Consider the following 22849-nt stretch of genomic DNA (forward strand, 5'->3'; position numbering starts at 1 on the left):
GGACGTCAGACGCGCAGGTCAGCGAAGTCCGCGTCGACGTCCCCGAACCGGTGCGCGGTGATCGAGACCGACTGTTCACGGATGAAAGGGAGCATCTCGATCAACCCGGCCTCGACCACCGGCGCGTCGTGGATCGCGACGTCGATGCTCGCCCCGAGGGCTTCCTCGAGCGCCAGGGCATCGCCACCGATGAGCCGGATCCGTGCCCCGGGGCCGCCGAACGCCGTGTGCACGGGTCGGTCCTGCCCCTGCGCGAGCATGTCCCCCAGCGCGTCGACGGGTTCGTCGTCCTCACCACTCGTCCAGTTCGCCTGGAACACGGCGCCGGACGACGCGCGGGCGTGGAAGTCCTGGTCGGACTCGACCAGGTGGTCGACGACGTCCAGCGGCGACCGACTCGAGGCCAGCAGCTGGCTGAGTGGACCGGGCAACGGGCGGGCGGTGCTGAGCAGGACGTGGGCGCGTGCAGCCGTGGCAGCGACGAGCGCGCGGACCAGGTCACCCGCCGAGGCGTCCTCGGCCTGCCGCACGATGACGGACTGCGGTCGGTGGCGCAGCACGTTCCGTTGCACCACGAGCCCCGACAGGTCGTGCGAGCCGCCGTACAGCTCCTCGCGCGCACGGACGTCGCTGAGCGCACCGGCCCGCACCTGGTCGAACTCCTCGAACGACAAGCCGCTGCGTGCGGCCTCGATCACCGAGGTCACGCGCGGCGGGAGACCGTGCAGCTGGATGCTCTTGTGCACCGTGCGCGGCACCGGTTCCCACCGGCCGAGCGTCGCGACGTACATCGGTCCGCCCGCCTTCGTGCCGGTGCCCACGGACGACCGCTTCCAGCCGCCGAACGGCTGCCGGCCGACGACCGCACCGGTGATGCCGCGGTTCACGTACAGGTTGCCGGCGCGCACGCTCGCCAGCCAGTCCGCCACCTCGTCGGCGTCGAGCGAGTGGATCCCCGCCGTCAGGCCGTAGTCCGTGCCGTTCTGGATCGCGATCGCCTGCTCGAGCGTCTCGGCGCGCATGATCCCGAGCACCGGGCCGAAGTACTCGGTCTGGTGGAAGTCGCTGCCCGGGCGGACGCCGTCACGGATGCCGGGTGACCAGAGCCGCCCGGAGTCGTCGAGGGCCGTCGGCTGCACGAGCCAGGACTCCCCCGGCCCGAGCTGGGTGAGCCCTTGCCGCAGCTTGCCCTCGGGCTCGGCGATGACCGGGCCGACCTGGGCGGTGGGGTCGTCGGGCCAGGCGACGCGGAGCGTGCGCGTGGCGTCGACGAGCTGCCGACGGAAGCGTTCGCTCTCGCCGACCGTGCCGACCAGGACGACCAGGGACGCCGCCGAGCACTTCTGGCCGGCGTGGCCGAAGGCGGACTGCACGATGTCCTGCACTGCGAGGTCGATGTCGGCGCTCGGCGTGACGACGATCGCGTTCTTGCCGCTCGTCTCAGCGCTGAGCGGCAGACCGGCGCGCCACCAGCGGAACGATCGCGCGGTGTCGGCCGAGCCGGTCAGGATGATGCGGTCGACGGCGGGGTGCCCGACCAGGTCACGGCCGAGTTCGTCCTCGGCCAGGTCGACGAGCTGCAGCAGCGAGTGCGGCACGCCGGCGTCCCAGAGCACGTCGGCCAGCAGCGCACCACTGCGCTTCGCCTCGGGTGCCGGCTTGAGGACGACTCCGCTGCCCGCGGCGAGCGCCGCCAGCACCCCTCCGGCGGGGATCGCGACGGGGAAGTTCCACGGCGGCACGACGACGGTCAGGCGTGGCGGGACGTAGCGGGCACCCTTGACGTCGCCGAGGCGGCGGGCGCGCTCGGCGTAGTAGCGGGCGGCGTCGACGGCTTCGGTGACCTCGGTGTCAGCCTCGGAGAACGTCTTCCCGGTCTCCGCCGCCATCACCTCGATCAGGTCGGCGCGGCGGGTCTCGAGCTCGTGCCCGATCAGGTCGAGGAGCTCAGCACGGTCGGAGGGGTCCTGCCGCCCCCAGTTGACGCCGGCCTGCGCGGTACGGGCCATGATCCGTTCGAGCTTGGAGCGGTCGGCCACCTTGGCCCCGCGGATCGTCTGCGCGCCGAGCTGCGAGCGCGGCACCCGGCGCAGGACGTCGAGCGCCCACGCACGGTTGGCGGGGACGGCGGGGTCGGTGTCCGGGGCGTTCCGGAACGCGTCGCGCAGGACGGGCTCGCCGAGCGCCCGGTGGCGGTCCTGGGTGCGGTGCGTCGCGTGCACCGGCTCGTCGAGCGCCGCGACCGACGCCAGGTACCGGCCGTGTTCGCGGTCGAACACGCTGGCGTCGTGGTCGATGTCGGACGCCGCGGCGATGAAGTTCTCGGGGCTCGCGCTCTCCTGCAGGCGGCGGGCGAGGTACGCGATCGCGGAGTCGAACTCGTCCGGCTGGACGACGGGTGTGTAGAGCAGGATCTGTCCGACGTCGGCGCGGACGGCGTCGGCGTGCGTCGATGCCATGCCGAGCAGCATCTCGACGTCGACCGCATCGGTCACCCCGCGGCGCTGGGCGAGGACCCACGCGGTTGCCAGGTCGAACAGGTTGTGCCCGGCGACCCCGATGCGCACGGCGTCGGTGCGCTCCGTGGTCAGCGCGGAGTCGAGCATCCGCAGGTAGGCGGAGTCGGTCTCGCGCTTGCTGCCCCAGGTCGCGAGCGGCCAGTCGTGCACGATCGCGTCGACGTGCTCCATCGCCAGGTTCGCGCCCTTGACGAGCCGCACCTTGATCGGAGCGCCACCCCGGGCCCGGCGTTCCTGCGCCCACGTCGTCAGGGACTCGAGCGCCCCGGCGGCATCGGGCAGGTAGGCCTGCAGCACGATGCCGGCCTGCAGCCCCGCGAACTCGTCACGGTCGAGCAGTGTCCGGAACACCGCGAGGGTGACGTCGAGGTCGCGGTACTCCTCCATGTCGAGGTTGATGAACTTCGCCGGGCCGCCGGACGCCAGCGGAGCCGCCGCGAGCCGGTACAACGGCACGAGCCGGTCGACGACCCGCTCGACCGTCTGGTCGAACGCCCACATCGACATCTGCGGCACGACCGAGCTGACCTTGATCGACACGTAGTCGACGTCGTCGCGAGCGAGCAGGTCCATCGTCCCCTGCAGCCGACGGTCGCTCTCGGCGCTGCCGAGCACGGCTTCACCGAGCAGGTTCACGTTGAGTCGGGTGCCCGGTCCGCCGACCTTCGCGAGCGCCGGACCGAGCTTCGCCGTGCTCGCATCGATGACCAGGTGACCCGTCATCCGGCGCAGGATCCGGCGAGCGGTCGGGATGACCGCCCACGGCGCCATCGTCGCGAACCCACCGCCGAGCGTCACCGCACCGCGCAGGTACCAGGCGAGGAAGTCGGGGACGTCGCGGCTGACCTGCTCGAGGTTGCGGGCGGCGACCCGGGGGTCCTCGGGGCGGATGACCTTGTCGACGAAGCTGCGCGTGAAGTCGAGCCCACGCTCGTCGCGCAGGGCCTCGGCGAGACGGGCGGCACCGGCGTCCGGCTTCGCCCCGGCGGACGCCGCCAGCCACTTGCGGACCAGCGCAACGGCATCGTCGGTGCAGTCCTGGAGGCGGGCGCTCGGCATGCTCCGATCGTATGCCGCACCTCCGACCTCACCTTGGAGCGCGCCGCACGTCGGCTCGGAACCGTCCTGGGGGATGACGTCAGCCGAAGACCCGGATCAGTTCCGGCAGCATGAGCAGCACCGGCAGCACCGTGAAGACGGAGATGACCCCGCCGACGACGATGCCCGTGATCGCGAGACCGCGCCCGGCCTCGCCCGTCCGCCGCAGCTGCGGCAGCGCGATGAGCCCCACGACGACCCCGCCGATGGGCACCACGAACCCCAGCACGAGCGCGATGATCGCCAGGGTGTTCGTCGGGCGGACCGGTGTGATCGGCGGCTGTGCGTACGGGTTCGTCATGCGGGTTCCTGTCTCGTCGCGCCGGGCGCTGCACGGCCCGGTCATCGTACGGGCCGGACGGATCGCTCCGCAGCGCCCCGTTCGGGTCATCCGGACGGATGAAAGACGCGGCGGCGGGGTCGGTCGGTCCCCACGGTGGATACGCTGGTCGGCATGTCGACGCAGGGCAACGATGGCCACGACTGGGCGACGTGGGACGCCTACCACGACGTCTGGCGACGCCTCGACCGAGCGCTCGACCAGGCCGTCCAGGCTGGCGCCGGCATCTCCATCCCCGAGTTCGAGATCCTGATCGGGCTGCAGCGCGAGCCGGACCACCGGCTGCGCGTCCGCGACATCGCCGCCGGCATCGGTTGGGAGAAGTCGCGCGTCAGCCACCAGGTCACACGGATGGTCTCCCGCGGCTTGGTCGGACGCGCCGACTGCCCGACCGACGGCCGCGGCAGCTGGGTGGAGATGACGACCGACGGCCGCCGCGCGGTGCTCGCCGGCATCCGCGCGCACACCGGTGCGCTGGAAGACCTGTTCTGGAGGCCCGTGGGGACCGACGCGGACACCCTCCGGTCCGTCAGCGCGCGCGTCCAGGACGCGATCGGCCCCGACGTGTCGGACGAGGCCGTCTCGGGCTAGCTGCCCCCGCACGTCCGCCCGCCGAGGTTCCACGACTCGCCGTCCGAGGAGCGCCGAGGTTCCACGAACGCCCCTGAGCTGCGCCCAGATGCCGAGATTTCGGAACCTCGGGGGCTCGGGGGCGGGCGGGCGGCGGGGCGGGCGGCGCGGCGGGCGGGCGTGAGCTAGAGGTCGACGACGGCGAGGGCTCCCTGTTCGCCGCGGAGCCGCACCTGCACGCTCGCGATGTCGTCGCGCGGGATGTCCGTCGACGCCGACAGTCCCTTCGCGTCCTCGCCCGCGGCCGTCCACGAGCCGACGATCTGCGCGGTGCCGTCGGACCGCACCACGACCAGGTCGTACATGACCGAGCCGTCCGCCGCCCACTCCTTGCCGCCGTACGAACAGCCCCAGTCGAAGCGGGTGCCCCACTGTTCACCGCTGACGGCCAGGTCGACGTCGAGTCCCTGGGCGCCGGTCATGTCGTAGCGGTCCGCGGTCGCCGATGCCGAGACGTCACGTCCGGCCTGCACCGAGCCACGGTCCCCCGCCGTGCCGACGGCGAGTCCGCCCAGGACGGCAGCGACCACCGCGAGCCCCGCGGTGGCGGCGACCCAGACCCGGCGACGACGGCGACGGTGTCGAACGCGGTGCGCGACGGAGGCGAGGGTGCTCTCGGAACCGGTGTCGGGCCTCCCGTCCGGTTCGGCGATCTCGATCGCCTGGTCGGCCGGCAGCTTGGCGAGCAGACCGGGCAGGCCGACCAGCTCGGCGACGGCGGCCGTGCAGCGGTCGCACGTCTCCAGGTGCTGCTCGTACTCGAGCCGTTCGTCCGGGCTCAGGGACCCGAGCACGTACGCCGCGTCCCACTCTGCGTACCGGTCGTCGCTCATCGGGTCACTCCTCGTTCCTGCAGTGCGAGCCGCAGGGCTCGCAGCCCGTAGTGCAGCCGCGACTTCGCGGTGCCCTCGGGGATGTCGTGTCGTCGTGCGATCTCCGGCACCGTGTGGCCGAGCCAGTAGGCGTCCACGACCACGCGGCGGTGGTCCGGGGAGAGCGATGCGAGCGCGTCGGCCACGACGATGCGGTCGAGCACGGCGTCGGTGCGGTCCGACTCGGCCCGGTCGACGGGGTGTTCGGTGCCGAACTCCCGGCGGTTCCGAGCCGATCGCGCGTCGTCGACGACCAGGTTCCTCGCGACCGTGAACAGCCAGGCACGGGCGCTGTCCGGCGCGCGTTCCAGCACCGCCGGGCGCTGCCAGGCGCGGACCATGGTCTCCTGCACGACGTCCTCGACCGCCGAGCCGTCCCGCGTCAGGTGCCGGACGTACCGGGTGAGCGCGTCACCGTGCTCGCGGTACAGCGTCGCGAGCAGCTCGTCGGCGGAACGACTCGACACGGTCACTTCTGCAGGTCGAGGGAGAACTCGACGGAGCCCTTCCCGTCCACGGTGACGAAGCCGAGCGAGGGTGCCTGCACGCCGTAGTCGGCGAACGTGATCGGTACCGAGCCGGCGACCTGGACGGTGCCGGCCTTGCCGACCGCCACCTGCGCGTCGGCGGTGACGGACTTCGTGACGCCGTGCAGGTCCATCGTGCCGGTCAGGGTGACGTCCTGCGTGCTGCCGTCGAGCGCCTTCGAGACGTCGACGGGCTTGGTGAGCGTGAACGTCGCCGTCGGGAACTTGTCCGTCTCGAGTGCGGTGTCCCGGAAGTAGGCGTCGCGGGCGGACTCGGGGGTGGTGATCTTCGCCACCTGGACCGTGACGGTCGCCTTCGCGAGGGAACCGCCGTCGACCTCGGCGGTGCCCTCGACGTCCTTCGTGCGTCCGACCACGTTCACATCATTCCCCTGCAGGACTTCGTGCACCCGGTAGCCGGCGTACGAACTGCTCTGGCTGGTCCAGGTGCCGTCGGCGTCGGACGCTGCGAGGCTCGCGGACGACGTCGCCTGCAGCGAGGGCGCCGCGGCGGCCTGCCCGTTGACGGTGTTCGCGTAGATGGACGGACCGGCGATGACGGCGGCGGCCGCGATGACCACGACGCCGGTGGAGATGCCGATGATGACCTTGGTGCGTGTGCGGAGTCCCATACCCGGTCAACGAGGTGGTGGGGCGGATCGTTCACCCGGAACGATCCGGCTGCCGGATGCGTTCGGATCTGTCAGGCTGTTCATCCACCCGATCCCCCGCAGCCAGGAAGGCCGCAATGCCCGAACTCCCCGTCGTGTTCGAAGTCGGCTCGCTGATCGCGATCGTCGCGATCCTGCTCGCCGACCTGCTCATCGTCGCGCGCCGGCCGCACGTGCCGACGCTGCGCGAGTCGGCGACGTGGGTGGGCGTCTACGTAGGGCTCGCGCTGGTCTTCGCGGTCCTGATGCTCGTGTTCGCGGGCGGCGACTCGGCGGGTGAGTTCCTGGCAGGCTGGCTCACCGAGTACAGCCTGAGCATCGACAACCTGTTCGTCTTCGTCATCATCATGGCGCGGTTCTCGGTGCCGAAGAAGATCCAGCAAGAGGTGCTGATGCTCGGCATCATCATCGCGCTCGTGCTGCGTGGCATCTTCATCCTCGTCGGCGCCCAGCTCATCGAGAACTTCTCGTGGATCTTCTACATCTTCGGCGCCTGGCTGATCTGGACGGCGATCCAGCAGCTCCGCGGCGAGGACGATGCCGACGACCAGAAGGACAGCTTCATCGTCCGGCTGCTCCGCCGACGGGTCCGCCTCACCGACACGTTCGACGGCATGAAGTTCCGGACCACCCACGACGGCGTGCGCCACTTCACCCCGTTGCTGATCGTGCTGATCGCCATCGGCACCACCGACCTGCTGTTCGCACTCGACTCGATCCCGGCGATCTTCGGCATCACCGAGAGCCCGTTCATCGTGTTCACCGCGAACGTCTTCGCCCTGATGGGTCTGCGGCAGCTGTACTTCCTGCTCGGTGGGCTGCTCGAGCGGCTCGTCTACCTGAAGTACGGCATCGCGGTGATCCTCGCGTTCATCGGTGTGAAGCTCGTCCTGCACGCACTGCACGACAACGAGCTGCCCTTCCTGAACGGTGGCGAGCACATCGAGTGGGCACCGGAGATCAACACCTGGGTCTCCTTGATCGTGATCATCGCCGCGATGGCGCTGTCGACCCTGGCCAGCGTCGTGCGGATGCGCCACGACGGCGTGGAGGCGAAGGACGAAGAACCCGCTCGCACCTCGGACTGACGGCGGCGGGCACGTGGCGGCACTCGAGACGGAACGGCTGCTCCTGCGGCCTTGGCGGAGTACCGACGCCGCGTTCCACCGTCGGCTCTGGGCCGAACGGGATCCACGCGTGCCACCGCATCGACGGCTCGCGGCCGACGGGCACCCCACCGTGGCCGATCTCGAGGAGTGGGCGCGCGGGTACGACCAGACGCCGGCTCCCGGTCTGCTCGTCGTCGAGCGCCGGGACACCGGTGCTGCTGTCGGCTACTGCGGCCTCGTCGCGAACAGCGTCGGTGTGTCCGACGAACCGGAGCTGGCGTACGAGTTCCTGCAGGCGTCGTGGAACCGCGGGTACGCCACCGAGGCATCCGGCGCGGTGATCGGTGCGGCACGCGAGCTCGGGTACCGCCACCTGGCGTCCACGGTCCGCGACTGGAACACCGCGTCGCTCCGGGTGCTCGGCAAGCTGGGCTTCGTCGACACCGGGCAGCGTGAGCGCGACCAGGCGCACGGTGACTCCGTGCTGCTGCGGAAGGTGCTCTGAGCGGCAGCAGACCGGGCGCTGGAGCGTCCACCAGCTGCCCGTGCCAAGGTCGACGGGTGCACAACAACGACACCGTCGTGATCGCCGGCTGCGGCGACCTCGGGACCGAAGCCGGCATCCGCTTCGCGCAGCAAGGACACCACGTGATCGGCCTCCGACGCCGCGCCGAGCTGGTCCCGGCGCCGCTCACCGGCCGCAGCGCCGACCTGCGGCACGAGGTCCCCGAGATCCCCGCCGACACCACCGTCGTCGTCGTGGCCTTCGCCGCGGGCAGCCGTGACGTCGACGAGTACCGCGCCACCTACGTCGACGGCCTGCGGAACGTGCTCGACGGCATCGACGCCTCGGACGCCGATCCACGCCTGCTCGTGGTGTCGTCGACCGCGGTGTACGACGTCGACGACGGCAGCGAGGTGACCGAGGACACCCCGGCGCACGGTGCGACCCCGACCGCGGAGGTCCTGGTCGAGGCCGAGGCACTGCTGCGCGACCGTGCTCCCGACGCCGTGCTCGTGCGGCTGTCCGGTGTCTACGGTCCGGGTCGTGAGCGTCTGATCGACCAGGTCCGCTCCGGTTCGGCCCGGTTGGCTCCGGGTGCCTCGCCGCACACGAACCGGATCCACCGCGACGACGCCGCCGCCGCGCTCGTGCACCTGGCGACCGTGGAGGACCCGGCGCCGACGTACCTCGGCACCGACGACGAACCGAGCCGCCTCGACGACGTGCTGCGGTTCCTGGCCGACGAGCTCGGCGTTCCCGAGCCCGTCACCGGTGACGGCGGTGCCCGGCAGTCCGGTGGTGACAAGCGCTTGTCGAACGCGCTGCTCCGGTCCACCGGCTGGGCGCCGCAGTACCCGACGTTCCGCGAGGGCTACCGCGCCGTGCTGGCCGGCGAGGGCGTCCGTCACCCCTGACCCGGCGCGACACCGGTTCTCCGACACGACACCACGTGATCACCTGGTGTCGTGTCGCGAAACAGGTGCGGACGAAAGCGAGCAGCGCGCGACCGCTCAGTGCCCGCGGTGGTCCTGGATCGTGAGCCGCAGCCCGAACGACGGCTTCCGGAACCCCGAGCCGCCGATCAGCCGCACGACCCGCTCCCGGTGCCCCCGCCACGGCTCGAGCAGCTCGAGCATCCCGTCGTCGTCGACCGGTCCCCCGGTCAGCGCCCACCCGACCAGCGCGGGGACGTGGAAGTCCCCGACGCTCGGCGAATCGGGGTCGCCGTGGGAGCGCTGCGCGGTCTCGGCAGCCGTCCACTTCCCGATGCCGGGGATCGACTGGAGCCGCGCTGACACGACCGAACCGCCGCGACCGAGCGTCAGCGTCCGTTCGAGCGCCGGAGCCACACGCACCGCGCGCATCACCGTCGCCGACCGTCCGGGCTCGATGCCGGCCCTGTGCCACTCCCAGCTCGGGATCCGCGCCCACTCGTCGGCCGTCGGCGGCACGATGAGACCGTCCGGCGCGGGACCCGGCGCGGGCGTGCCGTACCGGCGGAGCAGGTACCGCCACGCGCCCCACGCCTGCCGCGAGGTCACCTTCTGCTCCATGATCGCCGGCACGAGCATCGCGACGACGGTGTTCGTCCGGAGCAGCCGGAGTCCGGGCTGCCGGTGTCGGGCGGCAGCGAGGAACGCGTGCCCGGAGACGTCGAACCCGTCCCAGTCGTCGCCGCGGCCGAGCAGCTCCGGCGCGTGCTCGACCGCCCACGCAGCGCCGTCGCCCCAGGCCGAGACCGCGATGGTGACGCCAGCCGGCCGGATCGCCACGGCAGCGGGGCCGGTGGGCGTCCTCAGGGCGAGCCACACGACCGACCCGACCACCTTGTAGGCGGGGTCGGCGGAGCCGCGCTGCAGGGGCCGCAGGGTCGACGTGACGTTCACCGGGCCTCCCGGTCGGTACACGGTGTCGACGCGAGACGCATCGACGGACGCACCAGGAGCACCAGACGCGTCGCCGGACGCACCAGCGGAAGCACCGGACGCGTCGCCGGACGCACCAGCGGACGACGAGGCGGAGTCGAGCAGGGTCACACCGGGATGGTAATGCGCAACCACCGTCAGTCATGATGGTCGCAGTCCCCCACGACCCCCACCCGCACCACCCGACGACGGAGTTCCCATGCGCATCGGCATCCTCACCTCCGGAGGCGACTGCCCCGGTCTGAACGCGGTCATCCGCGCGATCGTCCTCAAGGGCATCGCCATCCACGGCCACGAGTTCGTCGGGTTCCGGGACGGCTGGCGCGGCGTCGTCGACGGCGACATCGTCCCGCTCGGCCGCAAGGACATCCAGGGCATCGCCAAGCAGGGCGGCACGATCCTCGGCACCAGCCGCACGAACCCCTTCGAGGGGCCGAACGGCGGCGTCGAGAACATCTCGAAGACCCTGGACCGCCACGGCATCGACGCCATCGTCGCGATCGGTGGCGAGGGCACGCTCGCCGCGGCGAAGCGCCTGACCGACGCCGGGCTGAAGATCGTCGGTGTCCCGAAGACGGTCGACAACGACCTGGGCGCCACCGACTACACGTTCGGCTTCGACACCGCCGTCGCGATCGCGACCGAGGCGATGGACCGCCTCCGCACCACCGGCGAATCGCACTCCCGCTGCATGGTCGCCGAGGTCATGGGCCGGCACGTCGGCTGGATCGCCCTGCACTCCGGCATGGCCGCGGGCGCGCACGCGATCCTGATCCCGGAGCAGAAGACGAGCATGGAGCAGATCGCGAAGTGGGTGCGTGCCGCCTACGACCGCGGGCGCGCACCGCTCGTCGTGGTGGCCGAGGGCTTCGTCCCCGACCACGAGGACAACGCGCACACCGAGCGCGGGCTGGACGCTTTCGGGCGTCCGCGGCTCGGTGGAATCGGCGAGCGCCTCGCACCCCTCATCGAGGAGATGACGGGCATCGAGACGCGCGCCACGACCCTCGGGCACATCCAGCGCGGTGGGACGCCGACCGCGTACGACCGGGTGCTGTCGACGCGGCTCGGCCTGGCGGCCATCGACTCGGTGGTCGAGGAGCGGTGGGGCCGGATGGTAGCCCTGAAGGGCACCGACATCGTGCACGTCTCGTTCGACGAGGCGCTCGGCGAGTTGAAGACCGTGCCGCAGGCGCGCTTCGACGAAGCCGCCATCATGTTCGGATGAGGTTGGTCGGGGCGCTGGCCGGGGCGTACCTGGCCGTTTCGGGCGTACCTGGTCCATTTTTCCGGCCCGGTACGCCCGATTCCGCCAGGGATCGCGCGCGTTCTGGGAAAGAACGGACCGCCAGCCGGGAGGCCCGGGGTAGCGTCCGGCGCATGACCCGCGCCGTAGTCGTGTCCAGTTCAGCCCCGCCCACCGTCGCCGACGTCGACCTGCCCGATCCGACCGAGGGCGAAGCCCTCGTCGACGTCACGTACTCGAGCGTCAACTACAAGGACGGCCTCGCCCTCGCCAGGAACCCCGGCGTCGCGCGGATCGACCCGCTCGTGCCCGGCATCGACGTCGTCGGCACCGTGTCGGCGCTCGGACCGGGGGTGCACGACGTGGCGATCGGCGACCGCATCGTGCTGAACGGTGCCGGACTCGGCGAGAACCGGCACGGTGGCTGGGCCCAGCACGCGGTGGTGCCGTCCGGTTCCCTCGTGGTCCTGCCCGAGGCGATCGAGGACTCGTTCGCGGCGGCGATCGGCACGGCGGGGTTCACGGCGATGCTCAGCGTGCTCGCGCTCGAACGGTTCGTCGAGCCCGGTGCAGGGCCGGTGCTCGTGACCGGAGCGTCCGGCGGGGTGGGGACGGTGGCGATCGCGCTGCTCGCCGCGCGCCGGTACGAGGTGACCGCGTCGACCGGCCGGAGCACCAACGAGGCCTCCCTCCGACGCCTCGGCGCGACCGAGGTCGTGGACCGGGGTGCCCTGTCCGAGCCCGGCAAGCCGATGCAGCGTGCCGCGTGGGCCGGCGCCGTGGACAGCGTCGGCGGGGCCACCCTGGCGAACGTGCTGGCCGGCACCCGGTGGGGTGGAGCCGTCACGGCGTGCGGGCTTGCGCAGGACTCCGCCCTGCCCACGACGGTGCTGCCGTTCATCCTGCGTGCGGTGTCGCTGCTCGGCATCAACTCGGTGGACGCCCCGTCGGAACTGCGGCACCGAGCGTGGGAGCGGTTGGCGACCGACCTCGACCCGGCGCTGCTGGCGGGTGTCACCCGGACCGTCACCCCGGAGCAGGCGATCGAGATCGGCGCCGAGGTGGTCGCCGGTCGGGTGCACGGACGCACGGTGGTCGACGTGCGTGGCTGATGTTCTGGGATGCTGTTATTCCGCAAACGATTGCATATTGACACGTTAGGGTTTGGATACCAAACGTCCGTGACACGAGGAGTCCGTCATGCCGGTACCCAAGTCGACCGTCGAGAACTCGCCGCGCAAGCTGCTCCGCGACGTGGTCCTCGAGAAGATGTTGGCCGCGATCCAGGACGGCACGCTGCAGGCCGGCGAACGGCTCAACGACGACGAACTGGTCCAGTGGCTCGGCGTCAGTCGCACGCCCATCCGTGAGGCGATCGCCAAGCTCGTCGACTACGGCTTGGTCGAGATGGAGGCGAACCGGTACACCCGGGTCGCGTCGCCCACCGCCAAGCAGTTCGACGACACCATCCAGGTGCTCGCCGGCGTCACGGAGCTCGCCGCCCGCTGGGCCGTCCCGAAGCTCGACGACGCAGCGGCCACGCGCCTCGTCGACACGCTGGAAGCCCTGCGCACTGCCGCCGAGCAGGAGCGCGCCGGCGACGTCTCGACGCAGGTCGGCGCGGTCGTCACCCAGTTGATCGGTGCGGCGGACAACGACCTGCTTGTCCAGCTGTCGACCTCGCTGCTGCCCCGCGCGAACTTCCTCGCCCTGACCCACCAGAGCGGCATGTTCTGGGACGTCAAGCACTTCGTCGACCCGCTCCGTGCGGCGATCTCGAAGCGAGACGGCGAAGCAGCGGCCGCGGTGATCCGTTCGCTCAGCAGCACCGTCGAGGAGCACACCGTGCAGGCCCGCGCTTTCGTCGCCGAGGGCGGCGCGCTGGCCGACGGCACCGAACGGCGCTGACGTCGGCCACGATGGAGTCGTGACCGACACCGACCAGTTCCGCGCCGCGGGCGCCCAGTTCCGCGCCGACGACGTCCTGCTCCGTGCCGAGGGCGTCCGTGTGACGCGCTCCGGCCGCGACCTGCTGCACGAGGTCGACCTGATCGTCCGCCGCGGTGAGCACTGGGCGCTCCTCGGACCGAACGGCGCCGGCAAGTCGACGCTGCTCGCGGTGCTCGGGGCGACGGGCCACCCCACGGCGGGCACGGTCGAGGTGCTCGGCCGACGCCTCGGACGCGTCGACGTCCGCGAGCTGCGTGAGCACATCGGCCACGTCGACCCGCGGCACCGGATGCTCTCCCCGCTCACCGTGCTCGAGACGGTGCTGACGGGACTGACGGGCACCACCGACCTCATGATGCGGTGGGAGCCCACGGCCGCGCAGGTCGCACTGGCCGAGCAGCACATCGCCGACGTCGGGCTCGCCGCACGACGCGACGCACGCTGGCCCGTGCTGTCCCAGGGCGAACGCGGACGGACCCTCATCGCACGGGCACTGATGTCCGAGCCGCAGTTGCTGCTGCTCGACGAACCGGCGACCGGGCTCGACGTCGCCGCGCGCGAGCACCTGCTCGAGACGGTCGACGCCCTGCGGCACCGACACCCCGAGCTCGGGAGCGTCATGGTCACGCACCACCTCGAGGACCTGCCGGTGTCGACCTCGCACGCGATGCTCCTCCGCGACGGTGCCGTGGTAGCACAGGGCACGGCGGACGAGGTCATCACGTCGTCGGCGGTGTCGCACGCGTTCGACTTCCCGCTCGCGATCCTGCGCTCCGAGGGCCGCTGGGCCGCACGCCGTTCCGCCTGACCCGTCGCGGGGGCCGGACAGGCGCGTTGCGGCGCTCCGGCCTGTGCTTGGATGGTTGCTCAGGTGTCCGCGGCCCGTGTCGGGGAGGGACCCGATGCCGGACGACGGTGTCAGGCCGCGCACCGCAACGAGGGGGAACACCATGACGAACACGCCGCCGCCCTACCCGGGGTCCGAGCCGCAGCCGAACGCCGGCCCGCAGCAACCCGGTCCGCAGCAGCCGGGCCAGCAGCCCTGGGCGCAGCAGCAGCCCGGCCAGCAGCCGTACGCGCAGCCCGCTGCCGCCGGCGCTCCGTACGCCCCGCCGCCCAAGCAGTCCCGTGGCAAGCGCGTCCTCATCTCACTGCTCGGCGTCGTCGTCGCCGTGGTCGTCGCGTTCCTGGTCCGCCAGGCGCTCACCGCCGCGTTCAGCGACTCGACGGAGGAGAAGGTCTCGAAGGCCGTCGTGCAGATCCGCGAGCAGAGCGACCTGCCGAAGCAGGTCGACTCGGTGACGTCGTGGACGGGCGTCGAGGCCGAGGGCAACGCGATCCACTACGACTACACGGTGTCGTCCAGCGTCGACCCGGCGTCGATCACCGAGAGCGCCATCCGCGACTCGGTCGGCCCGACGCTCTGCTCGAACAGCGACACCAAGGACCTCCTCGACGAGGGCGTCGACATGCGGTACACCTACGCGTTCGACGGCACCTCGAAGACGCTCGACACGACCTTCACCAAGGCCGACTGCTCCTGACCCGTCGAGGGTGGGGCGGTGCTGTCCCCTGTCCCGCCCTCGTCGGTCCGGTCGGTACGCGGTTGTGCGTGGTGCGGTGTGCACCGTACCTGGTGCGACGTGCTGGGCTGCGATGTGCACGGCTCTCGCCATGGCGCTGCCCACTGCGCCGACAGGTGACCGGGTTGCCCGCCGGTCGTCGGGTCCGTACCCGCCCCGGTCCGTCTACCGACGCACCGCCCCGCTGTTCAGTCGACCAGGGTGACCTCCCAGTTGGTGCGCTGGACGACCGCGTCGAGTTCGCGGATCTCCTTCGCCAGGGCGTCGGCCCGCGACCGGAGCTCGGCGGTCGGCAGCGCGGCGAACGTGCGGAGTTCGCTGCGGAGCTGTCGGTAGCCGCCGTTCGTGCCGGCCGTGGCGTCCGCCGCTCCGGTGACGAGCGCGTGCCGCAGCCGCAGGGCATCGCGTCGGGCGAGCAGTGCGGTGACGGTCTGCCCGGACGCCACGGTGGTGCTGGCGTTCGTCGCGTTGATGCGGGCCAGCAGGACCTCGAGCGCGTCGATCGACCGCTCGGCCTCGGCGAGGAGCTCGCGGGCGTCCTCGTCGGGCTCCTCGCCCTCTTGGTAACGGGCGTTCGCGGCGATGCGGCCGCGCAGTTGTTCGATGCGCTTCTGCAGGTCGGCGCGCTCGATCAGGGCCTCGGCGAGTTGCATGCGGCCAGTCAACCAGCCGAGGCTCCGGCACGGCGCGCCGACCCTATCCCGCCGCGGCGGCTCCTGCCTACGCCGCCGCGGCGGCCGCTGCCTTCGCCGCCGCGGGCAGGGCGTCGAGGATCCGTCCGACGGCCCGGTCGTCGTGGGCGGCCGTGACGAACCACGCCTCGAACACGCTCGGCGGCAGGGTCACCCCGGCGTCGAGCATCGCGTGGAAGAACGGGGCGTACCGGAACACGTCCTGTGCCCGCACGTCGTCGTAGTTCCGCGGTGCGGTGTCCGTGAAGGCGAACGAGAACAGGTTGCCGGCGCGCTGCACGGTGTGGGCGACGCCCTCGGCCGACAGTGCGTCCGACGTGGCCGCGGAGATGACCGAGGCCGTGCGGTTCAGCGACTCGTACACCGACGGCGTCGCAGCCCGGAGCGTGGCGATGCCGGCGGCGACCGCGAGCGGGTTGCCGGACAGGGTGCCCGCTTGGTACACGGGGCCGAGCGGGGCGAGGAAGTCCATGACCTCGCGTCGGCCGCCGAGCGCGGCGAGGGGCATGCCGCCACCGATGACCTTGCCGAACGTGATCAGGTCGGGCTTCCACCCGGCGCCGTCGGGGACGACCTTCGACGCCTCGAGGCCCCACCAGCCGGCCGACCCGACGCGGAACCCGGTCAGGACCTCGTCGACGATGAGCAGCGCCCCGTGCGCCTGCACGATCTGCGCGAGCGCGCGGTTGAACCCGCGCTCGGGAGCGAGCACGCCCATGTTCGCCGCGGCGGCCTCGACGATGACGCCGGCGATGCGCTCGGAGTGCTCGTCGAACGCGCGGCGGACGGCGTCGAGGTCGTTGTACGGCAGCACCAGGGTCTGCGCCGCGGTCTCCTCGGTGATGCCCGCGCTGCCCGGCAGGGCCAGGGTGGCGACACCCGAACCGGCCTCGGCGAGCAGGGAGTCGGAGTGCCCGTGGTAGTGCCCGGCGAACTTCACGAGCAGGTCGCGGCCGGTGTAGCCGCGGGCCAACCGGATCGCCGTCATCGTGGCCTCGGTGCCGGTCGACACCATGCGGAGCTTCTCGATGGGGCCGTCGCCGTCGACCGACACCCGCTGCTTCACGAGCTCGGCGAGCTCGGTCTCGCCCGGGGTCGAGGCGCCGAAGGACAGTCCGCGCGCGGCGGCCTGCTGCACGGCCTCGACGGTGCCGGGGTGGGCGTGCCCGAGGATCGCCGGACCCCACGACGCTACGAGGTCGACGTACTCGCGTCCCTCGGCGTCGGTGACGTACGCGCCCTTCGCCGACACCAGGAAGCGCGGGGTGCCGCCCACCGAACCGTAGGCGCGGACGGGCGAGTTCACGCCGCCGGGGATCGCGTTCTTGGCGCGGCCGAACAGCTGGTCGTTCGTGGTCATTCGGGGGCCTTCCCGGTCGAGGCGATGCCGGCGACTGCGGCGGTGGTGCCGGAGGTGCGGAGGCCGGCCTCCTGGTTGAGCTTCCGCGCGATGTCGACGGCGAAGTAGGTCAGGATCGCGTCGGCGCCGGCACGCTTGATGCCGATGAGCGACTCCATCGCGGCGGCGTCACGGTCGATCCAGCCGTTCTGCGCGGCTGCCGTGATCATCGCGTACTCGCCGGAGATCTGGTAGGCCCAGACCGGCACGGGCGACGTCGCAGCGGTCTCGGCGAGCACGTCGAGGTAGCTCATCGCGGGCTTCACCATCACGACGTCGGCACCCTCGTCGACGTCGAGCGCGACCTCGCGCAGCCCCTGTCGACCGTTGGCGGCGTCGATCTGGTAGGTCCGCCGGTCGCCGACGAGCGACGACGACACGGCCTCGCGGAAGGGGCCGTAGAAGGCGGAGGCGTACTTGGCCGCGTAGGCCAGCAGCGCGGTGCCGGTGTGCCCGGCGACGTCGAGCGCGTCACGCGCGGCGGCGATCTGGCCGTCCATCATCCCGCTCAGGCACACCAGTTCGGCGCCGGCCTCTGCCTGCGCGACCGCCATGTCGCGGTACCGCAGCAGGGTCGCGTCGTTGTCGACGGAGCCGTCCGCCGCCAGGACGCCGCAGTGGCCGTGGTCGGTGAACTCGTCGAGGCACAGGTCGGACTGCACGACCAGGTCGTCACCGACCTCTTCCCTCGCCACGCGGATGGCCACGTTGAGGATGCCGTCGGGGTCGGTCGCGCCGGAACCGGTGGCGTCCTTCGTGGTCGGGACGCCGAACAGGTTCACGCCGCCGATCCCGACCTCCGCGGCCGACACCAGGGCGCGACGGAACGAGTCGAGCGAGTGCTGCTGCACGCCCGGCATGCTCGAGATGTCGACGGCGTCGGTGGCGCCTTCGCGGATGAACATCGGCAGCACGAGCTCGGCTGGGTGCAGCCGGGTCTCGGCGACGAGCCGTCGCATCGCGGGGGTGGCGCGGAGTCGACGGGGGCGGACCTGGGGGAAACGGCCGGTCACGGGTGGCCTTCCTGTTCGGGGGCGGTGGGGTTCAGGGCCTCGACGACGGCGTCGAGCAGGGCTTCTGCGGACCGGGTGGGTCCGACGACGTGGACCGGCAGTCCGGTCGCGCGCGCGTCCGCGGCGGTTCCGGGGCCGATGCAGGCCACGAGGGTGCGGGGGTCGAGCGGGGTCATCCGGCGGGCGATCTCGCGGGCGACGCTGCCGCTCGTCACGAGCACCGCGTCGGGCACCGCGTCGAGGGTGATCGGCTCGTCGCCGGTCCCCACGGTACGGTACGCGACCACGTCGTCCACGTCGATGCCGCGGGCCCGCAGTCCGTCGACGAGGGTCGGCGCGGCGATCTCGGAGCGCGGGAAGAGCACGGTGCCGTCGGTATCCGGCAGCGCGTCGACGAGGGCAGCGGCCGAGGCCTGCTCCGGCACGAGGTCGACGACCCAGCCCGCAGCACGCGCGGCACGGGCGGTCGGCTCACCGACCGCCGCAACGCGGACACCGGACGGGAGGCCCGCCATGCGTTCTGCGAGCACCGTCACGGCCGTCGCACTGGTCACCACCACCCACGCGTACCCGGCCACGCGGGCGACGGCACGGTCGAGCGGGCCGCCGTCGACCGGCCGCTCGGTCGTGATGAGCGGGACGACCTTCGGGTCGAGCCCGCGCTGCCGAGCCGCCGTCGCGACGCGCTCGCCCCACGTGCCACCCCGGGGGATGACGACGACGGGAGCGGGCGTGTCCGTGACGGGCTCTACTTCACCGAGTCGGCGAGGTCCGCCAGGTCGCCGGCACCGTTCTCGAGCAGCTCGGCGGCCACGCGGCCACCGACCTCGAGTGCTTCGGCGAGACGGTCCTGCGCGGATCCCTCGAGCACGGCCGCGTGCGACGCCGTGCGGTACTCGGCGCCGTCGGGGCTGTAGACGGTGGCGGAGACGAGCAGGAGCTCGGCGTCCACGACCGCGGTCGCACCGATCGGGGCGGAGCAGCCGGCCTCGAGCTTCGCCAGCACCTCGCGCTCGGCCGACACCGTCAGGCGGGTCGGGGCGTGCTCGATCTTGCGCAGCGCGGCGAGCAGGTTCGTGTCGGTCTCAGCAGCACGGGTCTCGATCGCCAGGGCGCCCTGCCCCGGAGCGCTCGGCCAGAAACCGAGGTCGAGCAGTTCGGTGGCGGCCGACAGGCGGTCGATGCGGGTGAGCCCGGCGGCGGCGAGCACGACGGCGTCGAGGTCGTCGTCCACCCGGCCCAGGCGGGTGTCGATGTTGCCGCGGATGTCGATGACGTCCAGGTCGGGGCGCTTCGCCCTGAGCTGCGCGACGCGACGCGGTGAACCCGTGCCGACCTTCGCACCCTCGGGCAGGCTCTCGACCGTGGCGCCGTTCCGCGCGACGAGGACGTCGCGGGCGTCGGCACGCTTCGGCACGGCAGCGATCGTCAGGCCCGGGTACGGCGCGGTCGGCAGGTCCTTGAGCGAGTGCACCAGGACGTCGACCTCGCCGGCGACCAGGGCTTCGCGAAGGGCGCTGGCGAACACGCCCGTGCCCCCCAGCGACGCGAGCGAGGCGCGGTTCGTGTCGCCCTCGCTCGTGACCGTGACAAGTTCGACGGGCCGACCGGACGCCGCTGCCAGGCGGTCGGCGACGTCCTGCGACTGCGCGACCGCGAGCCGGCTGGCGCGGGTGCCCAGCCGGATCGGGGTCGGTGCGTCGGTCACGGTGCGACGCCGGCGGCGGCGGGCTTGAAGCCGGCGCGGACGTTCTCGCAGCAGCCCGGGCGGCAGACGTCGTACCAGGGACCGATGTCGGTCAGGTGCGGACGCTCGCTCGTGGGGGTGCCGTTGACGCGCTCGAGCACCAGGTCGACGAGACCGGAGACGTAGGCCGGGTCGACACCGGGGGTCTGCGTGCGGACCGACCAGAAACCGAGCTCCTGCGCGGTCTCGGTGGCTTCCTCGTCGAGGTCCCACATGACCTCCATGTGGTCGCTCACGAAGCCGAGCGGGACGATGAGCACGGCGCGGGTCGGGCCGCCCTTGAGCTCCTCGTTCATGTAGTCGTTGATGTCGGGCTCGAGCCACGGCTGCGTCGGGGGGCCGGAGCGCGACTGGTAGACGAGCTTCCACGCGGGCTTGGACGTGCCCTGCAGGTGCGCGTGCTCGGGCTGCTCGAGCAGCTCCGCCCACGCCTGGTCGAGGACGACCTGCGCGACGGCGAGGTGCTGGGCCTCGTAGGCACCGTGCTCGTCGAAGCCGCGGTAGTCCGGGCCGGACTTCGCAGCGTCGGTCGACGGGATCGAGTGCGTCGAGAACAGCACGTGCAGCTCGGTCGCGACCTCGAGGCCGTCGTTCTCGGCGATGGCCTTCGCCATGCCGTCACGGACGCCGTCGACGAACGGGCGGACGAAGCCGGGGTGGTCGAAGAACTGCCGGATCTTGTCGATCTCGATGGTGCCGAGCAGACCGGTCTCGTCGAGCACGCGTGCGTAGTCCTCGCGGTACTGGCGGCAGCTCGAGAACGACGAGTAAGCGCTCGTGGCGATCGCGATGAGCTTGTTGTAGCCCTTGTCGGCGGCATCGGTGAAGGCTTGCTCGAGGTAGGGCTCCCAGTTGCGGTTGCCCCAGAGCACTGGCATGTCGATGCCACGCGAGGCCAGCTCGGCCTCGAGCGCCGCCTTCAACGCGCGGTTCTGCGCGTTGATCGGGCTCACGCCGCCGAAGTGCCGGTAGTGGTGCGCGACCTCTTCGAGCCGCTCGTCGGGGATGCCGCGGCCGCGGGTGACGTTGCGCAGGAAGGGGATGACGTCGTCCTGGCCCTCGGGGCCACCGAAGCCGGCGAGCAGGATCGCGTCGTAGGCGGTCGGGACCTCGACGTGCTCCGGGCCGGAAGCGGCCGCGGGGGTGGCGGCGAGGACGGGCTGACCGTTCGTGATCAGGCTGGTGTCGGTCATGACAGCACCTCCGGGAGTTCGGCGGTCGTCATGCGACGACCCGTGAAGAAGGGGACCTCTTCGCGCACGTGCAGACGGGCCTCGGTGGCCCGGAGGTCGCGCATGAGGTCGACGAGGTCGACGAGCTCGGGGCTCTCGAGCGGCAGGATCCACTCGTAGTCGCTCAGGGCGAAGGTCGCGATGGTGTTCGTCAGGACGCGGCGGTACTTGGCACCGGCGATCCCGTGGTCGCGCAGCATCTTCGAGCGCTCGTCCTCGGGCAGCAGGTACCACTCGAAGGAGCGGACGAAGGGGTAGACCGTGATCCACGCCTCGGGGTCCTTGCCACGCAGGAACGCCGGGGTGTGCCGCTTGTTGAACTCGGCTTCGCGGTGCATCGCCATGACGTGCCACACCGGCTCGGTGTCCTGGAACAGCCCGGTGCGGCGGATCTCGCGCAGCACGGCCTGGATGACCTGCGCGTCATCGCCGTGCAGCCAGATCATGACGTCGGCGTCGGCGCGGAAGCCTGAGACGTCGTAGAAGCCACGGACGGTCACCCCGCGCTCGGCGGCGGACGCGACCACGGCGTCGAGCTCGGCCACGGCGTCGTCACCGACGCGGTGGACCGGGCCGAGTGGCCTGCGGAACACGGCCCAGAGGGCGTACGCCGTCATGAGGTTGGGATCGATCCCCGTCGCGGGGTCGGTCTCGTGCGGAGAGGTGTGCGCGGATGCAGGAGCGGGCGCGTCGGAACTCATGGGTCCTTGTCCTATCGGTTGCCAGGGTTGTGGCCGCCCCGCACCCGGTGGACCGCGCTCGGGCGGTCTACCGCCGTCGGAGCACCATCACGACGATACCCCCGACCACCGCTACTCCGGCTGCGAGGCCGGCCAGGTACGGGACCGGCTTCTCGTCGATGCCGCGCTTGACCTTCGACGCCGCGATGCCGATCTGCTTCGGCACGTTGAGCTTGTCCTCGATCGCGTCGAGGGTGTCGAACAGCTGGGCGCGGGTCGCGGCGACGCGGTCTGCGAGATCGTCGTGCGGATCGGTCACGGTTCCTCCGTCGGTGGTGCGGCTGTCGGGGCTCAGAACCGGCCGCCGACGTCCGGCTTGCGGCTGCCGTACTGGCTCGGCGGAGTGGGCTTCTTGCCCATCCCCTTCACCGCGTTGATGTCGTTCTTGACGCTGTCGATCGTGCGCTTCGGCGTGATCGGGAGGCCCTTCTTCAGGCGCTTCCAGCCGATCCACCCGAGGATGGCGGCGACGATCAGCATCACCACGGCGATCACGATCGCTGCGAGCCAGGCCGGCATCACGGTCGCCAGGCCCATCACGGCGGCGGTCAGGAGCACGCCGATCGCGTAGAGCACGATGACGAGTGCACCGACCAGCAGCCCCGCGGCGAGCCCGAAGATCTTGGCCTTCGTGAGCATCTCGGCCTTGAGCAGGTCGATCTCACCCTTGACCAGGCCCTTGACGAGCTTCGGGACGTCGCCCACCAGACCGAACAGCGAACGCGACTTGCGGTCGCGGGTGTCGGTCATGAGGTGGTGGTGTCCTTCTTCTGGCCGACCTTGCGGACGGCCTTCTTGGTCGTCTCACCGATGAACTCGGCGACGTCCGGGGTCTTGTCGGCGATGAAGTCCTCGGCGACGTGCACGCCCTTCTGGACGCCGTTGCTGTTCCAGACCTTGCCGCTGACGGTCTTGATCTGCTCGTACCGCGCCCGTCCGGCTCGCGATCCCAGGACGTACCCGAGTGCGGCGCCGGCGACGAACAGGAGCTTTCCGCGCATGTGCGATTCCTCCGTTGGTTCAGTGTGCGGTGGTCATGCGCCGAACGGAA

The 22849-nt window shown here is 71.6% G+C and carries 25 protein-coding genes; 9 read left to right on the forward strand and 16 right to left on the reverse strand.

Annotated elements, in window-relative coordinates:
* Positions 1-5: 5 nt before the first annotated feature.
* The gene (locus EDF31_RS01695) at positions 6-3578 is read right to left on the reverse strand and encodes a bifunctional proline dehydrogenase/L-glutamate gamma-semialdehyde dehydrogenase (protein WP_131844962.1); all 3573 of its coding nucleotides are present in this window, start codon (positions 3576-3578) and stop codon (positions 6-8) included.
* Between the two features lie 79 nt (positions 3579-3657).
* Positions 3658-3918, reverse strand: coding sequence for a DUF4190 domain-containing protein (locus EDF31_RS01700; RefSeq protein ID WP_165901299.1), 261 nt, complete (start codon positions 3916-3918; stop codon positions 3658-3660).
* 153 nt (positions 3919-4071) lie between these two features.
* Here EDF31_RS01700 and EDF31_RS01705 point away from each other — a divergent pair, with 153 nt between their 5' ends.
* Positions 4072-4548: a MarR family winged helix-turn-helix transcriptional regulator gene (locus EDF31_RS01705; RefSeq protein WP_131844964.1), complete on the forward strand. Its 477-nt coding sequence runs from the start codon at positions 4072-4074 to the stop codon at positions 4546-4548.
* Positions 4549-4712: 164 nt separating this feature from the next.
* Here the strand turns inward: EDF31_RS01705 and EDF31_RS01710 are convergent, their stop codons facing one another.
* The 3 genes from EDF31_RS01710 to EDF31_RS01720 are packed head-to-tail and all read right to left on the reverse strand — an operon-like array spanning position 4713 to position 6618.
* Positions 4713-5420, reverse strand: a complete 708-nt coding sequence (locus tag EDF31_RS01710; RefSeq protein ID WP_123937209.1) for a zf-HC2 domain-containing protein — start codon at positions 5418-5420, stop codon at positions 4713-4715.
* Positions 5417-5932 (reverse strand): sigma-70 family RNA polymerase sigma factor, encoded by a 516-nt coding sequence (locus EDF31_RS01715; RefSeq protein ID WP_123294523.1) that lies wholly within the window; start codon positions 5930-5932, stop codon positions 5417-5419. Before EDF31_RS01715 ends, EDF31_RS01710 begins: the two co-directional genes overlap by 4 nt.
* The gene (locus EDF31_RS01720; protein ID WP_131844965.1) at positions 5929-6618 is read right to left on the reverse strand and encodes a YceI family protein; all 690 of its coding nucleotides are present in this window, start codon (positions 6616-6618) and stop codon (positions 5929-5931) included. The genes EDF31_RS01715 and EDF31_RS01720 overlap by 4 nt, the downstream gene beginning before the upstream one ends.
* A gap of 116 nt (positions 6619-6734) precedes the next feature.
* Between EDF31_RS01720 and EDF31_RS01725 the strand changes: the two genes are divergently transcribed.
* Genes EDF31_RS01725 through EDF31_RS01735 form a run of 3 tightly spaced genes read left to right on the forward strand, consistent with a single transcriptional unit; the run spans position 6735 to position 9185 of the window.
* Positions 6735-7745, forward strand: a complete 1011-nt coding sequence (locus EDF31_RS01725; RefSeq protein WP_123294520.1) for a TerC family protein — start codon at positions 6735-6737, stop codon at positions 7743-7745.
* Between the two features lie 13 nt (positions 7746-7758).
* Positions 7759-8271 carry a GNAT family N-acetyltransferase gene (locus EDF31_RS01730; RefSeq protein WP_131844966.1) on the forward strand — a complete coding sequence of 171 codons (513 nt, stop codon included), beginning with the start codon at positions 7759-7761 and terminating at the stop codon, positions 8269-8271.
* A gap of 56 nt (positions 8272-8327) precedes the next feature.
* Positions 8328-9185: an NAD-dependent epimerase/dehydratase family protein gene (locus EDF31_RS01735; protein ID WP_131844967.1), complete on the forward strand. Its 858-nt coding sequence runs from the start codon at positions 8328-8330 to the stop codon at positions 9183-9185.
* Between the two features lie 96 nt (positions 9186-9281).
* Here the strand turns inward: EDF31_RS01735 and EDF31_RS01740 are convergent, their stop codons facing one another.
* On the reverse strand, positions 9282-10307 hold the full coding sequence (locus EDF31_RS01740; protein WP_243649800.1) for a DNA-3-methyladenine glycosylase 2 family protein: 1026 nt from the start codon (positions 10305-10307) through the stop codon (positions 9282-9284).
* An 88-nt stretch (positions 10308-10395) separates the two neighbouring features.
* Between EDF31_RS01740 and EDF31_RS01745 the strand changes: the two genes are divergently transcribed.
* From EDF31_RS01745 to EDF31_RS01765, 5 genes are all read left to right on the forward strand, one after another.
* Positions 10396-11424: a 6-phosphofructokinase gene (locus EDF31_RS01745; protein WP_111083779.1), complete on the forward strand. Its 1029-nt coding sequence runs from the start codon at positions 10396-10398 to the stop codon at positions 11422-11424.
* A gap of 152 nt (positions 11425-11576) precedes the next feature.
* Complete coding sequence (locus EDF31_RS01750) at positions 11577-12554, forward strand: acryloyl-CoA reductase (RefSeq protein ID WP_131844968.1); 978 nt, start codon at positions 11577-11579, stop codon at positions 12552-12554.
* A gap of 88 nt (positions 12555-12642) precedes the next feature.
* Positions 12643-13350: a GntR family transcriptional regulator gene (locus EDF31_RS01755; RefSeq protein ID WP_123294516.1), complete on the forward strand. Its 708-nt coding sequence runs from the start codon at positions 12643-12645 to the stop codon at positions 13348-13350.
* Positions 13351-13369: 19 nt separating this feature from the next.
* Positions 13370-14200 carry an ATP-binding cassette domain-containing protein gene (locus EDF31_RS01760; RefSeq protein ID WP_243649803.1) on the forward strand — a complete coding sequence of 277 codons (831 nt, stop codon included), beginning with the start codon at positions 13370-13372 and terminating at the stop codon, positions 14198-14200.
* A 142-nt stretch (positions 14201-14342) separates the two neighbouring features.
* Entirely contained in the window at positions 14343-14936 is a 594-nt protein-coding gene (locus EDF31_RS01765) for a hypothetical protein (protein WP_131844969.1), read from the forward strand.
* Between the two features lie 227 nt (positions 14937-15163).
* Here EDF31_RS01765 and EDF31_RS01770 read toward each other — a convergent pair whose 3' ends face one another.
* From EDF31_RS01770 to EDF31_RS01815, 10 genes are all read right to left on the reverse strand, one after another.
* Positions 15164-15628, reverse strand: coding sequence for a DIP1984 family protein (locus tag EDF31_RS01770; RefSeq protein WP_123339224.1), 465 nt, complete (start codon positions 15626-15628; stop codon positions 15164-15166).
* A 67-nt stretch (positions 15629-15695) separates the two neighbouring features.
* Entirely contained in the window at positions 15696-17027 is a 1332-nt protein-coding gene (hemL, locus tag EDF31_RS01775) for a glutamate-1-semialdehyde 2,1-aminomutase (protein WP_131844970.1), read from the reverse strand.
* Positions 17024-18079 (reverse strand): porphobilinogen synthase, encoded by a 1056-nt coding sequence (hemB, locus tag EDF31_RS01780; RefSeq protein WP_260154506.1) that lies wholly within the window; start codon positions 18077-18079, stop codon positions 17024-17026. Before hemB ends, hemL begins: the two co-directional genes overlap by 4 nt.
* Complete coding sequence (locus EDF31_RS01785) at positions 18076-18939, reverse strand: uroporphyrinogen-III synthase (RefSeq protein WP_131844971.1); 864 nt, start codon at positions 18937-18939, stop codon at positions 18076-18078. Before EDF31_RS01785 ends, hemB begins: the two co-directional genes overlap by 4 nt.
* Complete coding sequence (hemC, locus tag EDF31_RS01790; protein ID WP_131844972.1) at positions 18828-19787, reverse strand: hydroxymethylbilane synthase; 960 nt, start codon at positions 19785-19787, stop codon at positions 18828-18830. Before hemC ends, EDF31_RS01785 begins: the two co-directional genes overlap by 112 nt.
* Complete coding sequence (locus EDF31_RS01795) at positions 19784-21019, reverse strand: ferrochelatase (protein ID WP_131844973.1); 1236 nt, start codon at positions 21017-21019, stop codon at positions 19784-19786. Before EDF31_RS01795 ends, hemC begins: the two co-directional genes overlap by 4 nt.
* A complete protein-coding gene (gene hemQ, locus EDF31_RS01800) occupies positions 21016-21759 on the reverse strand; it encodes a hydrogen peroxide-dependent heme synthase (RefSeq protein ID WP_243649804.1) in 744 nt (247 codons plus the stop codon). The genes EDF31_RS01795 and hemQ overlap by 4 nt, the downstream gene beginning before the upstream one ends.
* Before the next feature lie 67 nt (positions 21760-21826).
* Positions 21827-22057, reverse strand: a complete 231-nt coding sequence (locus EDF31_RS01805; RefSeq protein WP_111083767.1) for a DUF3618 domain-containing protein — start codon at positions 22055-22057, stop codon at positions 21827-21829.
* A gap of 32 nt (positions 22058-22089) precedes the next feature.
* Positions 22090-22548 carry a phage holin family protein gene (locus tag EDF31_RS01810; RefSeq protein WP_111083766.1) on the reverse strand — a complete coding sequence of 153 codons (459 nt, stop codon included), beginning with the start codon at positions 22546-22548 and terminating at the stop codon, positions 22090-22092.
* Positions 22545-22799: a hypothetical protein gene (locus tag EDF31_RS01815; protein ID WP_017887727.1), complete on the reverse strand. Its 255-nt coding sequence runs from the start codon at positions 22797-22799 to the stop codon at positions 22545-22547. The genes EDF31_RS01810 and EDF31_RS01815 overlap by 4 nt, the downstream gene beginning before the upstream one ends.
* Positions 22800-22849 lie beyond the last annotated feature (50 nt).

It is taken from the genome of Curtobacterium sp. PhB142 (genome assembly GCF_004341255.1).
Classification (GTDB): domain Bacteria; phylum Actinomycetota; class Actinomycetes; order Actinomycetales; family Microbacteriaceae; genus Curtobacterium.